The sequence below is a fragment of the Pantoea sp. UYEF8 genome (genome assembly GCF_040546285.1).
GTDB lineage: Bacteria > Pseudomonadota > Gammaproteobacteria > Enterobacterales > Enterobacteriaceae > Pantoea > Pantoea brenneri.
In genome coordinates this window covers 438,176-451,975 of the sequence record NZ_JBEPNM010000003.1, presented here as the reverse complement: position 1 = coordinate 451,975, position 13,800 = coordinate 438,176, and the positions used below count along the sequence as shown (strand labels likewise).

General features: G+C 55.5%; 12 protein-coding genes. 2 read left to right on the top strand and 10 right to left on the bottom strand.

Features of this window, described 5'->3' with window-relative positions; genetic code table 11:
• The 10 genes from mraY to ilvI all read right to left on the bottom strand — a co-directional run bounded on the left by mraY (position 1) and on the right by ilvI (position 11,331).
• Positions 1 to 1,083: a phospho-N-acetylmuramoyl-pentapeptide-transferase gene (mraY, locus tag ABIB18_RS08370; protein ID WP_031375978.1), complete on the bottom strand. Its 1,083-nt coding sequence runs from the start codon at positions 1,081 to 1,083 to the stop codon at positions 1 to 3.
• On the bottom strand, positions 1,077 to 2,435 hold the full coding sequence (gene murF / locus ABIB18_RS08365; RefSeq protein ID WP_354473961.1) for a UDP-N-acetylmuramoyl-tripeptide--D-alanyl-D-alanine ligase: 1,359 nt from the start codon (positions 2,433 to 2,435) through the stop codon (positions 1,077 to 1,079). The genes mraY and murF overlap by 7 nt, the downstream gene beginning before the upstream one ends.
• Positions 2,432 to 3,919, bottom strand: coding sequence for a UDP-N-acetylmuramoyl-L-alanyl-D-glutamate--2,6-diaminopimelate ligase (gene murE, locus ABIB18_RS08360; RefSeq protein ID WP_089561375.1), 1,488 nt, complete (start codon positions 3,917 to 3,919; stop codon positions 2,432 to 2,434). The genes murF and murE overlap by 4 nt, the downstream gene beginning before the upstream one ends.
• A complete protein-coding gene (gene ftsI / locus ABIB18_RS08355) occupies positions 3,906 to 5,672 on the bottom strand; it encodes a peptidoglycan DD-transpeptidase PBP3 (RefSeq protein ID WP_031375981.1) in 1,767 nt (588 codons plus the stop codon). Before ftsI ends, murE begins: the two co-directional genes overlap by 14 nt.
• 16 nt (positions 5,673 to 5,688) lie before the next feature.
• Positions 5,689 to 6,009: a cell division protein FtsL gene (gene ftsL / locus ABIB18_RS08350; RefSeq protein WP_031375982.1), complete on the bottom strand. Its 321-nt coding sequence runs from the start codon at positions 6,007 to 6,009 to the stop codon at positions 5,689 to 5,691.
• Positions 6,006 to 6,947, bottom strand: coding sequence for a 16S rRNA (cytosine(1402)-N(4))-methyltransferase RsmH (gene rsmH, locus ABIB18_RS08345; protein ID WP_354473960.1), 942 nt, complete (start codon positions 6,945 to 6,947; stop codon positions 6,006 to 6,008). The genes ftsL and rsmH overlap by 4 nt, the downstream gene beginning before the upstream one ends.
• 2 nt (positions 6,948 to 6,949) lie before the next feature.
• On the bottom strand, positions 6,950 to 7,408 hold the full coding sequence (gene mraZ / locus ABIB18_RS08340) for a division/cell wall cluster transcriptional repressor MraZ (RefSeq protein WP_069728434.1): 459 nt from the start codon (positions 7,406 to 7,408) through the stop codon (positions 6,950 to 6,952).
• 497 nt (positions 7,409 to 7,905) lie between these two features.
• Positions 7,906 to 8,916, bottom strand: coding sequence for a catabolite repressor/activator (cra, locus tag ABIB18_RS08335; protein WP_354473959.1), 1,011 nt, complete (start codon positions 8,914 to 8,916; stop codon positions 7,906 to 7,908).
• Between the two features lie 196 nt (positions 8,917 to 9,112).
• Positions 9,113 to 9,604, bottom strand: a complete 492-nt coding sequence (ilvN, locus tag ABIB18_RS08330; protein ID WP_010253849.1) for an acetolactate synthase small subunit — start codon at positions 9,602 to 9,604, stop codon at positions 9,113 to 9,115.
• A gap of 2 nt (positions 9,605 to 9,606) precedes the next feature.
• On the bottom strand, positions 9,607 to 11,331 hold the full coding sequence (gene ilvI, locus ABIB18_RS08325; RefSeq protein WP_031375986.1) for an acetolactate synthase 3 large subunit: 1,725 nt from the start codon (positions 11,329 to 11,331) through the stop codon (positions 9,607 to 9,609).
• Between the two features lie 718 nt (positions 11,332 to 12,049).
• Here ilvI and leuL point away from each other — a divergent pair.
• Both leuL and leuA read left to right on the top strand, forming a co-directional pair.
• Positions 12,050 to 12,148, top strand: a complete 99-nt coding sequence (gene leuL / locus ABIB18_RS08320) for a leu operon leader peptide (protein ID WP_193387671.1) — start codon at positions 12,050 to 12,052, stop codon at positions 12,146 to 12,148.
• Positions 12,149 to 12,236: 88 nt separating this feature from the next.
• Positions 12,237 to 13,799 carry a 2-isopropylmalate synthase gene (leuA, locus tag ABIB18_RS08315; RefSeq protein ID WP_046289188.1) on the top strand — a complete coding sequence of 521 codons (1,563 nt, stop codon included), beginning with the start codon at positions 12,237 to 12,239 and terminating at the stop codon, positions 13,797 to 13,799.
• Position 13,800: the final 1 nt, after the last annotated feature.

The following is a 13,800-nucleotide window of genomic DNA, read 5'->3' as shown; positions in this document are numbered from 1 at the left end:
TTAACGCACCTTCAGCGTGGCCAGGCCAATCAGCACCAGCATTAGCGAAATAATCCAGAAGCGCACAATGACGCGCGGTTCCGGCCAGCCCTTCAGTTCATAGTGGTGATGGATCGGTGCCATGCGGAAAATACGCTGGCCGCGCAACTTAAACGATCCCACCTGCAGGATCACCGACAGCGTTTCAACCACGAATACGCCACCCATGATCACCAGTAAAAACTCCTGACGCAGCAGCACCGCAATAGTGCCCAGTGCGCCGCCTAACGCCAGCGAACCCACATCGCCCATAAAGACCTGAGCCGGATAGGTGTTGAACCACAGGAACCCCAGCCCTGCCCCGACGATAGCGGTACAGACAATCACCAGCTCACCGGCATGACGCAAATAAGGAATGTGCAAATACTCGGCAAACTTCACGTTCCCGGTTGCCCAGGCCACCAGCGCGAAGCCAGCCGCCACAAATACCGTTGGCATAATTGCCAGCCCATCAAGGCCATCGGTCAGGTTGACGGCATTGCCGGTGCCGACAATCACAAAGTAGGCCAGCAGCACATAAAACAGCCCCAGCTGCGGCATGATGTCTTTGAAAAACGGCACCACCAGTTGCGTTGCGGGGGTATCCTTGCCGGCGACATACAGGGCAAACGCCACGCCGAGCGAAATCACCGACATCCAGAAATATTTCCAGCGGGCGATCAGGCCCTTAGTATCTTTGCGCACCACCTTGCGGTAGTCGTCGACAAAACCGATGATCCCGAAGCCGATCAGCACCACCAGCACGCACCAGACATACGGGTTTGACGGATAAGCCCACATCAACACCGAAATGGTGATTGAGGTGAGGATCATGATGCCGCCCATGGTCGGGGTGCCGCGCTTGCTGAAGTGCGATTCCGGGCCATCGTTACGAACTACCTGACCAATCTGCAATTTTTGCAGCCAGGCAATCAGGCGCGGCCCCATCCACAGGGAGATAAACAACGCGGTCAGCAGGCTGACAATGGCGCGAAACGTCAGATACGAAAAGACGTTAAAGCCCGAATAAAAAGCGACCAGATGCTCGGCCAGCCAAACTAACATGTTCCTTTCTCCTGTAAGCTCTGTACTACCTGCTCCATGGCGGCACTACGCGAACCTTTAATCAAGACAGTCATTTCTTTGTGTTCGGACAACAGCTGACGTAAACGTTCAGTCAGGGCGGTTTTATCGCTGAAATGTTCGCCAACGCCGCTGCTTTCGCTGATCAACTGGCTAACGCTCCCCACGCTCAGGACCTTATCGATACCGGCAGCACGCGCCGCCAGCCCGACTTCACGGTGACACTGTTCGGTCTCTTCACCCAGTTCCGCCATATCGCCAGTGACCATCACCCGATAACCCGGCATTTCTGACAGTACCTGCGCCGCAGCGGTCATCGATCCGACGTTAGCGTTATAGCTGTCATCCAGCAGCAACTGGTGCGCAGATAAACGTATCGGGAACAGGCGGCCCGGCACCGACTGCAGGGTTTTTAGCCCTTGTTGTATCGCGCTCAGCGGAGCATCAACCGACAGCGCCAGAGCCGCCGCGGCCAGCGCGTTGGCGACGTTATGCCGTCCCGGCAGCGGCAGCGTAATCGCCACCTCACCGCGCGGCGTCACCATCACAAAGTGGGTGCCATCATGCGCAATGCTGATATCACGAGCAGAGAAGTCACATCCGGCCGCCTGCGGCGAGAAGCGCCACACCGTCTGGTCCTGCAGATGCGCCTGCCAGTTCGGCCAGTCATTGCTATCCGCATTAAGGATCGCCGTACCGTTGGCGGGCAATCCCATAAATATTTCACCTTTGGCTTTAGCGACGCCTGCCAGCGAGCCAAATCCTTCCAGATGCGCCGCCGCCAGGTTGTTGACCAGCGCGCTCTCCGGCCGCACCAGATCGGTGGTGTACGCGATCTCGCCCTGATGATTAGCACCCAGCTCAATCACCGCATACTGATGCTCTCTGGTCAGACGCAGCAGCGTCATCGGGACGCCAAAATCGTTGTTAAGGTTACCGGCGGTATAGAGGGTTTCACCGCACTGGCGCAGGATCGCTGCGGTCATCTCTTTGACCGACGTTTTTCCGGATGAACCGGTCAGCGCTACGACCCGGGCTGTCGCCTGCTGGCGTACCCAGGCCGCCAGCTTGCCAAAGCCCAGTCGGGTATCTTCAACCACTACCTGCGGAACGGCGACAGGTAAATGCTTACTCACTAACAGCGCCTGCGCGCCGCTAGCAATTGCATCACCCACAAAGTCATGGGCATCAAAACGTTCGCCAACCAGCGCGATAAACAGGCTGCCTGCCGTTACCTTGCGGGTGTCCGTGGTGACGTCCGTCACGGTTAAATCACTGCCATACAGCGTGCCGCCGGTGATGTCAGCGAGCGTCTTTAAGGAAACCGGGATCATGCCGCGCCTCCCAGCAGCGCCGCTACCGTGGCACGATCGGAGTAATCCAGCCGGCGATTGCCGATAATCTGGTAGTCTTCGTGGCCTTTACCCGCCACCAACACGATATCTTCCGGCTGCGCCTGCATGATGGTGTTTGTCACCGCCTGCGCACGCCCGGAGACGACGCGGGCGCGCCCCGGGTCCAGCAGGCCGGTCAGGATATCTTTCACAATCGCCTGCGGATCCTCACTGCGTGGGTTGTCATCGGTGATCACCACTACATCGGCGAATTGCTCAGCAATGGCGCCCATTAACGGACGTTTGCCTTTATCACGATCGCCGCCGCAGCCAAACAGGCACCACAGTTTTCCTGTGCAGTGCAGGCGTGCGGCTTCCAGCGCTTTTTCCAGCGCATCCGGGGTGTGGGCATAATCAACCACTACCGTCGGTTTGCCATCAGCACTAAACACTTCCATCCGGCCGTTGACCGGCTGCAACTTCGATGCTGCGTTGATCAGTGCGTCAAGCGGATAGTCAAGTGCCAGCAGCGTCGCCAGCGCCAGCAGTAAGTTGCTGACGTTGAACGCTCCCATCAGACGGCTGTCGATCTCGCCTTCGCCCCAGCTGGAGCTGAAGCGGATGTTCGCGCCGTTATCGTGATACTGCACCGCGTCGGCTTTCAGCCAGCGGCCGTGGCAGCCAGGCTGTAAATTATTTTCCATCGTCACGGCAACGGCATCAGGCAGGCTGGCCAGCCAGCGACGGCCGACTTCATCATCGGCGTTCAGAATCGCCTGACCAACCTGATGCTCAGAGAACAGCAGCCATTTGGCGGACTCATAGCGCTGCATATCGCCGTGATAATCGAGGTGATCGCGGCTGAGATTGGTGAATACGGCGGCCGCAAACGGCAACGCCGCGACACGGTGCTGAACCAGGCCGTGTGAAGAAACCTCCATCGCGGTCAGTGTGGCACCTTGTTCCGCCAGATCGTGCAGCAGATGCTGAACATCGACCGCTGAGCCGGTGGTGTTTTCCGCCGGCACAAGCTGGCCGATCAATCCGTTGCCCACCGTCCCCATCACTGCACTGGTTTCGCCCAGCAGGTTGGCCCACTGCGCCAGCAACTGGGTGGTGGTGGTTTTTCCGTTGGTGCCGGTGACGCCGATCAGCGTCTGTTTTTCGCCCGGCTGCTGATAGAAACGTCCGGCTAATGCTGACAGACGCTGATGCAGCTGCGTCAGATAGATAACCGGTACGCCGTGCATTTCACGGATTTCGCCATCGGCCGCTTCCCCTTCGGCTTCGGCCACCACGGCGGCAACGCCTTGTGCAATCGCCTGCGGGATGAAACGGCGTCCATCGGCCTGATGGCCTGCAATAGCGACAAACAGATCGCCGGAAGCCGCGGTACGGCTATCCAGTGTCATGTCACGCAGTGGACGCGCCGGCGCGCCTGGCACCCAGGGGCCGAGTAAGTCGCGCAGGTTACGATCTGTCACTTGATTCCTCACTTCTGTTAGTCACCAACTCGTTCTTGTCATTGGTTGGTAACGCATCCGGCTCGATGTTCATGGTGCGCAGTACGCCGCCCATGATGGCACCAAACACCGGCGCAGAAACCGCACCACCGTAGTACTTGCCGGCCTGGGGATCGTTGATCACCACCACCAGCGCGAATCGAGGATGACTGGCAGGCGCGACGCCTGCGGTATAAGCAATGTATTTATTGACGTAGCGTCCATCCGGCCCGACTTTTTTAGCGGTACCGGTTTTGATGGCGATGCGATAGCCTTTAATCGCCGCTTTCACCCCGCCGCCGCCGGGCAGCGCCACGCTTTCCATCATGTGCATCACGGTTTTAACCAGTGACTCATCGAAAACGCGTTGTCCCGCGACAGGGGGATCGACCTTAGTGATCGACAGCGGACGGTTGATGCCGTAGCTGCCAATGGTTGCGTAGACTCGCGCTAACTGTAACGGCGTTACCATTAGCCCGTAGCCGAAAGAGAAGGTGGCCCTCTCTATGTCGGACCACCGTTGTTTTTGAGGGTATAAGCCACTGCTTTCCCCGACCAGCCCCAAATTGGTCGGTTTACCTAGCCCAAAGCGCGCGTAAGTATCTACCAGCGCTGAGGAAGGCATCGCTAACGCCAGACGTGAAACCCCGACGTTACTCGATTTCTGTAAAACCCCGGTCAGGGTCAGTTCGCTGTAGCGCGCCACGTCTTTGATCTCATGACCATTGACGCGGTACGGCACGGTATTCAGTACGCTATTCTCTTTGACCACACCGCGCTGCAGGGCGGTCATCACCACCATTGGCTTGACGGTAGAACCCGGCTCGAAGATGTCGGTGATGGCGCGGTTACGCATCAGATCTTTCGGCGTGTTGCTGAGGTTATTCGGGTTGTAAGCCGGGCTGTTGGCCATCGCCAGCACTTCGCCGGTATTCACGTCTACCAGCACCGCAGTGCCCGATTCAGCTTTGTTAAAGGCGACGGCGTTGTTCAGTTCGCGATAGACCAGCGCCTGTAAGCGCTCATCGATGCTCAGGGTCAGGTTATGCGCAGCGCGGCTATCCACCGAGGAGATATCTTCGATTACCCGACCAAATCGGTCTTTACGCACCGTTCGTTCGCCCGGTGCACCGGTCAGCCATTTATCAAAGCTTTTTTCGACCCCTTCGATACCCTGACCGTCGATATTGGTAAAACCAATCAGATGAGACGTGACCTGCCCCGCCGGGTAGTAACGGCGTGACTCTTCACGCAGATGGATACCAGGCAGTTTCAATTTTTTGACGTACTCGCCGATGGCCGGATTGACCTGGCGCGCCAGATAGACAAAGCGGCCTTTGGGATTGGCGTTAACCCGCGCGGCCAACTGGTCGAGCGGAATCGAAAGCGCATCCGACAGCGCCTTCCAGCGGCTGTCCAGCGTTACGCCGCCGCCGGCATGCAGCTCTTTGGGATCGGCCCAGATAGCGTTGACCGGCACGCTCACTGCCAGCGGTCGTCCGGCGCGGTCGCTGATCATACCGCGCGACGTCGGCACCGCCTGAACGCGCAGCGAGCGCAGATCGCCCTCTTTCACCAGCCTGTCAGGATTAATCACCTGCAGCCAGGCAACACGCGACAGTAATCCTCCCAGTGCCAGCAAAATACAGCCGCACAGCAACGCAAAACGCCAGCTTACAAAGCTGGCTTTATCTTCCGGTTTCTTCAACTTCAGCGTTCTGCCTGCGCCGCTCATTCGCTATCTGAGGTCCTTATTTCTGCACCACAATATTTTCTTGTGAAGGATCAACATGCTGCAATTGCAACTTCTCGGTTGCGATTCGTTCAACACGACTGTGATCGCCCAGGGCGTTCTCTTCCAGGATCAGGTTGCGCCATTCGATATCCAGCGCATCCCGCTCCAGTACCAGCTGTTCACGTTGCGCCGTCAGCAAGCGCGTTTTGTGCGTGGTGGTGACCACCAGTACCGCAGAAACCAGCACGGCGATCAGCAGCAACACCGGAATCTTGCCTTTCCGCAGCAGATCGCCGCCAATCACGCCAGGCAGGCTGTGGCGCTCATTACCGATCATGCGTCGGTCTTCTCCGCGATTCGTAATACCGAGCTGCGCGCGCGTGGGTTTTCAGCCACTTCAGCCTCGCCCGGCGACAGTTTGCCCAGCAACTTAAGTTCTCGTCCGCCCAGCGCGCGTAACTGCTGTTCCGTCATTGGTAATCCAGCTGGCACCTGCGGCCCGCGGCTCTGATCGCGCATAAAGCGTTTCACCAGCCGATCTTCCAGTGAGTGAAAGCTGATGACCGACAGACGTCCCTGCGGTGCCAGCACCTCAACCGCGCCTTTCAGCGCAATGTCGATCTCTTCCAGTTCACTGTTGATCCAGATTCGAATCGCCTGGAAGCTGCGCGTCGCCGGATGCTTAAATTTATCTTTCACCGGCGTGGCGATGGCGATCACCTCAGCCAGCTCTTTGGTACGTGTCATCGGCTGCTCGCGGTTACGCTCAACAATGGCGCGGGCGATACGTTTGGCGAAACGCTCTTCGCCATAGGTCTTCAGCACGAAAGCGATGTCGGCTTCTTCAGCGTGGAGCAACCACTCAGCGGCGGAATGACCCCGCGACGGGTCCATTCGCATATCCAGTGGTCCGTCGCGCATAAAGGAGAAGCCGCGTCCGGCATCATCCAGCTGCGGCGACGACACGCCTAAATCCAGTAAAATGCCGTCAATTTTGCCGACTAATCCCCGTTCAGAAACGTACTCCGCCAGCGCGGAAAAAGGACCATGAATAATGGAGAAGCGCGGATCGGTGATCTCAGCGGCCGCGGCAATAGCTTGCGGGTCACGATCGATAGCGATGAGCTTTCCCTTCGCCCCAAGCTGCGAAAGAATTAAGCGCGAATGACCGCCACGACCGAATGTGCCGTCGATGTAAATCCCGTCTTCCCTGATATTGAGGCCGTTAACCGCCTCATCCAACAGCACGGTGGTATGTTTAAAATTTTCCTGCATAGCTATAGCGACAAGTCCTGCAACCGCTCAGATAAAGGCTCCTGAGCCGACTGTTCTGCGTCAATATCGTCCCTGACTTGTTGATACCAGGTCTGTTCATCCCACAGTTCAAACTTATTGAACTGTCCAACCAGCATCACTTCTTTGGTTAATTTAGCGTGTTGGCGAAGCGTATTCGCCAGCAACAAGCGCCCTGCATTATCCATCTGACACTCACTGGCATGGCCCAGTAACAGGCGCTGCACGCGGCGCTCAAGTGGATTCATACTGGATAAGCGGGCCAGCTTTTTTTCAATGATTTCCCATTCGGGCAGGGTATAAAGCAACAGACATGGCTGGTGGAGGTCGATGGTACAGACCATCTGCCCCTGAGACTCGCTGTTCAGTAAATCGCGATATCGCGTTGGTACTGCGAGCCGCCCTTTACTGTCGAGATTGACTAACGTTGCTCCGCGGAACATGCCAGCCTTACCCCCCGCTCACCCATTTGCGCCACTTTATCCCACTTTTTACCACGAAACGAGTTTAAGGACCCGATGAAATCCTTGTCAAGCCGGAGCGGCAGTTGAATATCACTATTTGCAGACCGGTGAATTAGCGTCTGGCGACGTTATATTCAAATAAAAGGCAAAAATAAAAATTAAGCTGATGAATACCTGAATAAAAATAGCGGGCCGGGGAAAAACGGCTAAAAATGAAACAATGTAAAGCGCTAAATATTTATCGCAGTTTCTGAGACAGCGGCGGCATTTTAGGGGATTTCTTAAAGGAAGCCCAGCGGCTTCAGGCGGGACGGGAACAGAAGGTTTGTTGAAGTTGTAAACAAATAATAAAAAATAAAGCTTTTTGATTTGTTAGATTCAGTGAGCAGAATTTACGCTTTTTTACCTCCTCCCGCTATCAGAACCGCCAAAGGCCACAATTTAAAACAGGCGGGCAGCTTAATACTGCCCGTCACTCATTTAACTTTTCGGCTTAATTGTCCGCGACGGTATAAATTACGCCGGATGCGGGTTAACCCCGGTTTCGGTTTTCTCGGTTCGTCTAAGGAGGCTAAAACTAATTCCAGTACCCGCTCCGCCACGTCACGATGGCGCTGACCCACCGCCAGCACCGGACACTCAAGAAAGTCCAGTAATTCGTGGTCGCCAAAGGTCGCGATAGCCAGCTCGGTCGGGAGCCGTCCGTCACGTTTCAGCGTCACATCCATCACGCCCTGTAGCAGGCCAAACGACGTGGTGAACAGCGCCTCAGGCATCGGATGATCTTCAAGGTACTTTTCGAACAGCGCCGCAGCAGCGGTACGCTCAAAACTGTTGCAGTAGATGTAGTCGATTGGACGACTATCCTCTTTCCACGCGTCGCGGAAGCCCATCTCACGCAGGTAACTGACCGACAGTTCGGGTAGCGCGCCGAGAAACAGCACATTTTTAACCTCGAGCTGACGTAATTCGGCGGCCAGCGTATAGGCATCATCCTGATCGGCACCCACCACGCTGGTGAAGTGCTCGCGATCGAGGGCGCGGTCTAAGGCGATGATGGGCAGAGGATCGTTGATCCAGCGCTGATAAAACGGATGCTCTGGCGGTAATGAAGTAGAAACGATGATCGCATCAACCTGCCGTTGCAGCAGATGCTCAATGCAGCGCATCTCATTATCCGGCTGATCTTCTGAACAGGCGATCAGCAACTGATAACCCCGCTGCCGTGCCTGACGCTCAAGATAATTCGCGATGCGGGTATAGCTGGTATTTTCCAGATCGGGAATGACTAAGCCAATGGAACGGGTGCGCCCGGCGCGCAGTCCGGCCGCCACTGCATTCGGGTGGTAATTGTGCTCACGCACCACCGCCATCACTTTCTCAACGGTTTTGTCGCTGACACGATACTGCCGCGCTTTGCCATTAATCACATAACTGGCCGTGGTACGCGATACGCCCGCCAGACGCGCAATTTCATCCAGTTTCACGATAACCCTCAATCAAAGCCGTTCGCACGACTAAAATAGCCGCAGTTAAGCTATGGACAACTCATGGTTATCATCTAACAGCAGAAAAGTGCGCGGAGCAACCGCTTTTCTGAATGTAACTGGTCTGGCGCATAAAAAATAAAAAAACCCGGCATTTCGCCGGGTTAGAGTCATCCTGAGTGATTACGCAAGGTGATTAACGCATGATGCGATCGCCACGCGACACCCCGACGATTCCGGAGCGTGCCACTTCGACAATCTCCGCCACATCGCGCACGGTATTCAGGAATGCGTCCAGTTTGTCGCTGGTGCCGGCAAGCTGAACCGTATACAGCGTCGGGGTCACATCAATAATCTGGCCCCGGAAGATTTCCGCATTGCGCTTCACCTCTTCCCGGCCGTAGCCGCTGGCCTGAATTTTCACCAGCATAATTTCACGCTCAACGTACGCGCCCTGCCCCAGTTCGGTCACGCGCAGCACATCAACCAGCTTGTGCAGCTGCTTCTCGATCTGCTCCAGCACCTTCTGATCGCCGACGGTCTGTATCGTCATTCGCGATAGCGTCGGATCGTCCGTTGGCGCAACGGTCAGGCTTTCGATGTTATAGCCACGCTGTGAGAACAGGCCGACCACGCGGGATAATGCGCCGGATTCGTTCTCCAGCAGAACCGATAAAATGCGACGCATAGTTATGTCCTCTCCGTTTTGCTTAACCACATCTCATCCATGCTGCCACCGCGAATCTGCATCGGATAAACGTGCTCACTGCCGTCGACGGTGACATCCACAAATACCAGCCGTCCCTGCGCCAGTGTTTCCAGCGCCAGCGTCAGCTTCTCTTCCAGCTCCGCCGGATGCTCAATGGCGATTCCGACATGCCCATAGGCTTCTGCCAGCCGGACGAAATCAGGCAGCGATTCCATATAAGACTGGGAGTGGCGGCCGGAATAGATCATGTCCTGCCACTGTTTCACCATGCCGAGGAAACGGTTGTTAAGGTTCAGTACCAGCACCGGCAGATTGTACTGCAGCGCGGTCGACAGCTCCTGAATGTTCATCTGGATACTGCCGTCGCCGGTGACACAAATAACGGTTTCATCCGGCAACGCCATTTTCACGCCGAGCGCGGCAGGCAGGCCAAAGCCCATGGTGCCGAGACCGCCGGAGTTGATCCAGCGACGCGGCTTATCAAACTGGTAGTACAGCGCCGCAAACATCTGATGCTGACCGACGTCAGAGGTGACATAAGCGTCGCCTTTGGTCAGGCGGCAGATGGTTTCAATAACCGCCTGCGGCTTAATTTTTGCGCTGGTACGATCAAATTCCAGGCACTGACGGCTGCGCCAGCTTTCAATCGATTGCCACCAGTCACGCAGGCTGTCGAGCGGCTGTTTGCTGTCAGTCTGGGCCAGTAGCTCCAGCATCTGCTGCAGCACCTGGCGGGCATCGCCAACGATCGGGATATCGGCCGCCACCGTTTTTGAGATGGAGGTGGGATCGATATCAATGTGCATCACCGTGGCATCCGGGCAATATTTTGCCAGGTTGTTAGTGGTACGATCATCAAAGCGAACCCCAACGCCGAAAATCAGGTCGGCATTGTGCATGGTCATATTGGCTTCGTAGGTGCCGTGCATCCCCAGCATGCCGACGCATTGACGGTGAGTACCAGGAAACGCGCCCAGCCCCATCAGCGAGGTGGTGACCGGGATGTTCAGGCTCTCCGCCAGCTGCAGCAGTTCCGCCTCACAGCCTGAGGTGATCGCGCCGCCACCGACGTAGATCACTGGCTTATGGGCTGCCAGCAGCGTATTCAATGCACGTTTGATCTGCCCTTTGTGCCCCTGAATCGTTGGATTGTAAGAGCGCATGCTCACTTCTTCCGGCCAGTGATAAGGCAGTTTATTGGCCGGATTAAGAATGTCTTTTGGCAGATCGATCACCACCGGTCCCGGACGTCCGCTCGACGCCAGCCAGAACGCCTTTTTCAGCACGGTCGGGATCTCTTCGGTGTTTTTCACCAGGAAACTGTGTTTCACCACCGGACGGGAGATGCCGACCATGTCGCACTCCTGAAAGGCGTCATAGCCGATCAGCGACGAAGGCACCTGCCCCGACAGAATCACCAGCGGGATTGAATCCATATAGGCCGTGGCGATACCGGTAATCGCATTGGTGGCGCCGGGTCCGGACGTCACCAGCACCACGCCGACTTCGCCGGTCGCGCGCGCCAGGCCATCGGCCATGTGCACCGCGCCCTGTTCATGGCGCACCAGAACGTGGTCGATTCCCCCGACCGTTTGCAGCGCGTCGTAAATATCCAACACCGCGCCACCCGGATAACCGAATACCTGCTTAACGCCCTGATCGATTAACGAACGGACGACCATTTCGGCTCCTGACAACATCTCCATCTTCTGCCTCCAGGCGTGAGGGCCAGGCTGCGTTAACGCGCGTGGTGCGTTACGTCATCCAGGCACCTGCTTTGCCAATGTAAGATCAAAACCTTATGTTTATGCCCGCACGGCGGAAACGCGTTCCGCCCTGCGGATACAGAGAAATCTGTTGAGTTCATTGTTTTGAGAGTAGGACGATTACCATAACCGCAGTTAACCTGGCAGGCAAACCGCAAACTCGCGCAAATTAAACCGCGCCAACGTAAAGGCTCTGCGCGATAAGAAAGGGCTACGCGGAATACACTAATCACGTCGCACAACCGCAGAGGAAAATGCTGGCGATGAAATTATTTTCAGCGTGATCTAAGAAATAGCGAAAAGTTATTGCCGCTTACCGCAGCCCACAATTTGCTGTGGCATTTCTTTTCTGGCGTAATTAACCTTAAAATCATTAAAGTTCATACGATTATGCTGAAGCAGCGAAAATAAATCCGGTTACTCCGACTGAAAGATAAATTATAAAATCCTTTAATTTCAGTGAATTAATAAAATACAAAGCCACAACCAGCCGCCACCGATCGTCTGTTTTAACCCGCGCCGCGTGCGCAGTTGTTCAATACGCTGGCTGGCCGATATCTGACAGAATATTTTCCTTATTTAGCCGCATAAATAGCCCTTCATTGAAGGTTGACATCCCACCGGGATTCCAGTACCAATATGTGCAGCACACAATTTTATGAGGTTTGAATCCATGTTTCGTTCTTCTCGCCTACTCGGTCTACTACTAAACGCATTCAGTTTGCGCGGTAGACTTGTGGGCGGAATCAAACACTGATTCAAACCTGCTGAAAGTTAAAAACCCGCGCCTGTCGCGGGTTTTTTTATGCTCGTTGCAAGGCAAGAAATGCATAAGGATGAATACGATGAGCCAGCAAGTCATTATTTTCGATACCACTCTGCGCGACGGTGAACAGGCATTACAGGCCAGCCTGAGTGTGAAAGAAAAATTGCAGATTGCGTTAGCGCTGGAGCGCATGGGCGTAGACGTGATGGAAGTCGGTTTTCCGGTTTCCTCACCCGGTGATTTTGAATCTGTACAAACCATTGCGCGGACCATCAAAAACAGCCGGGTTTGCGGCCTGGCGCGCTGTGTAGAAAAAGATATCGACGCCGCCTACGAGTCACTGCGCGTTGCTGACGCCTTCCGTATTCATACCTTTATCGCCACCTCACCGATGCACATCGCCACCAAACTGCGCAGCACGCTGCCCGAGGTCATTGAACGTGCAGTGAAGATGGTGAAACGCGCCCGTAACTACACCGACGACGTTGAGTTTTCCTGTGAAGACGGTGGCCGTACCCCGATTGACGATCTGTGCCGGATGGTTGAAGCGGCAATTAATGCCGGTGCTCGTACCATTAACATCCCGGATACCGTCGGCTATACCCTGCCGGGTGAATATGCCCACATCATCAGCCAGTTGATTCAGCGCGTACCGAACATCGATAAAGCGATTCTGTCAGTACATACCCATGATGACCTGGGCATGGCGACCGGTAATGCGCTGGCTGCGGTTCAGGCGGGCGCCCGCCAGGTTGAAGGCACGCTGAATGGATTGGGTGAACGTGCCGGTAACTGTGCGCTGGAAGAGGTGATCATGGCGATCAAAACCCGCCAGCAGATCATGAATGTCCACACCAATATCAATCATCAGGAAATCTACCGCACCAGCCAGATGGTCAGTCAGATCTGTAATATGCCGATCCCGGCTAACAAAGCAGTGGTCGGCTCAAACGCCTTTGCCCACTCCTCTGGTATTCACCAGGATGGCGTGCTGAAGAACCGCGAGAACTATGAAATCCTGACCCCTGAATCGATTGGCCTGCACAAAATCCAGCTCAACCTGACCTCTCGTTCTGGCCGCGCCGCGGTTAAACACCGTATGGAAGAGATGGGCTATGCAGAGCACGATTACAATCTGGACACCCTGTACGACGCCTTCCTGAAGCTGGCCGATAAAAAAGGTCAGGTATTTGATTACGACCTGGAAGCGCTGGCCTTCATCAATAAACAGAATGAAGAGCCGGAATATTTCCAGCTGAACGAATTCAACGTCCAGACCGGTTCGAGCATTACCGCCACGGCCTCGGTCAATCTGGGCTGCGGCGAGAGCACCAAATCAGATGCCGCCACCGGCAATGGTCCGGTTGACGCCGTTTATCAGGCGATCAATCGCATCACCCAGCTGGATGCAGAACTGGTTAACTACAAACTGACCGCGAAGGGCCACGGCGAAAATGCGCTGGGTCAGGTGGATATCGTGGTGAGCTACAACAACCGTAAATTCCACGGCGTCGGTCTGGCGACCGATATCGTCGAATCTTCTGCCAAAGCGATGGTTAACGCCCTGAATAACATCTGGCGTGCCAGACAGGTTGAACAAGAATTGCAGCGCAAATTTAAAGATCAGAAGGAAACGGTATAAC

Coding starts and splice junctions, on each gene's coding strand:
- ilvN (WP_010253849.1), bottom strand. CDS start 9,604: ATGCGTCGCATTTTATCGGTTCTGCTGGAGAACGAATCCGGCGCATTA.
- ftsI (WP_031375981.1), bottom strand. CDS start 5,672: ATGAGCGGCGCAGGCAGAACGCTGAAGTTGAAGAAACCGGAAGATAAA.
- leuL (WP_193387671.1), top strand. CDS start 12,050: ATGAGGTTTGAATCCATGTTTCGTTCTTCTCGCCTACTCGGTCTACTA.
- murF (WP_354473961.1), bottom strand. CDS start 2,435: ATGATCCCGGTTTCCTTAAAGACGCTCGCTGACATCACCGGCGGCACG.
- mraZ (WP_069728434.1), bottom strand. CDS start 7,408: ATGTTCCGCGGAGCAACGTTAGTCAATCTCGACAGTAAAGGGCGGCTC.
- mraY (WP_031375978.1), bottom strand. CDS start 1,083: ATGTTAGTTTGGCTGGCCGAGCATCTGGTCGCTTTTTATTCGGGCTTT.
- rsmH (WP_354473960.1), bottom strand. CDS start 6,947: ATGCAGGAAAATTTTAAACATACCACCGTGCTGTTGGATGAGGCGGTT.
- ftsL (WP_031375982.1), bottom strand. CDS start 6,009: ATGATCGGTAATGAGCGCCACAGCCTGCCTGGCGTGATTGGCGGCGAT.
- leuA (WP_046289188.1), top strand. CDS start 12,237: ATGAGCCAGCAAGTCATTATTTTCGATACCACTCTGCGCGACGGTGAA.
- ilvI (WP_031375986.1), bottom strand. CDS start 11,331: ATGGAGATGTTGTCAGGAGCCGAAATGGTCGTCCGTTCGTTAATCGAT.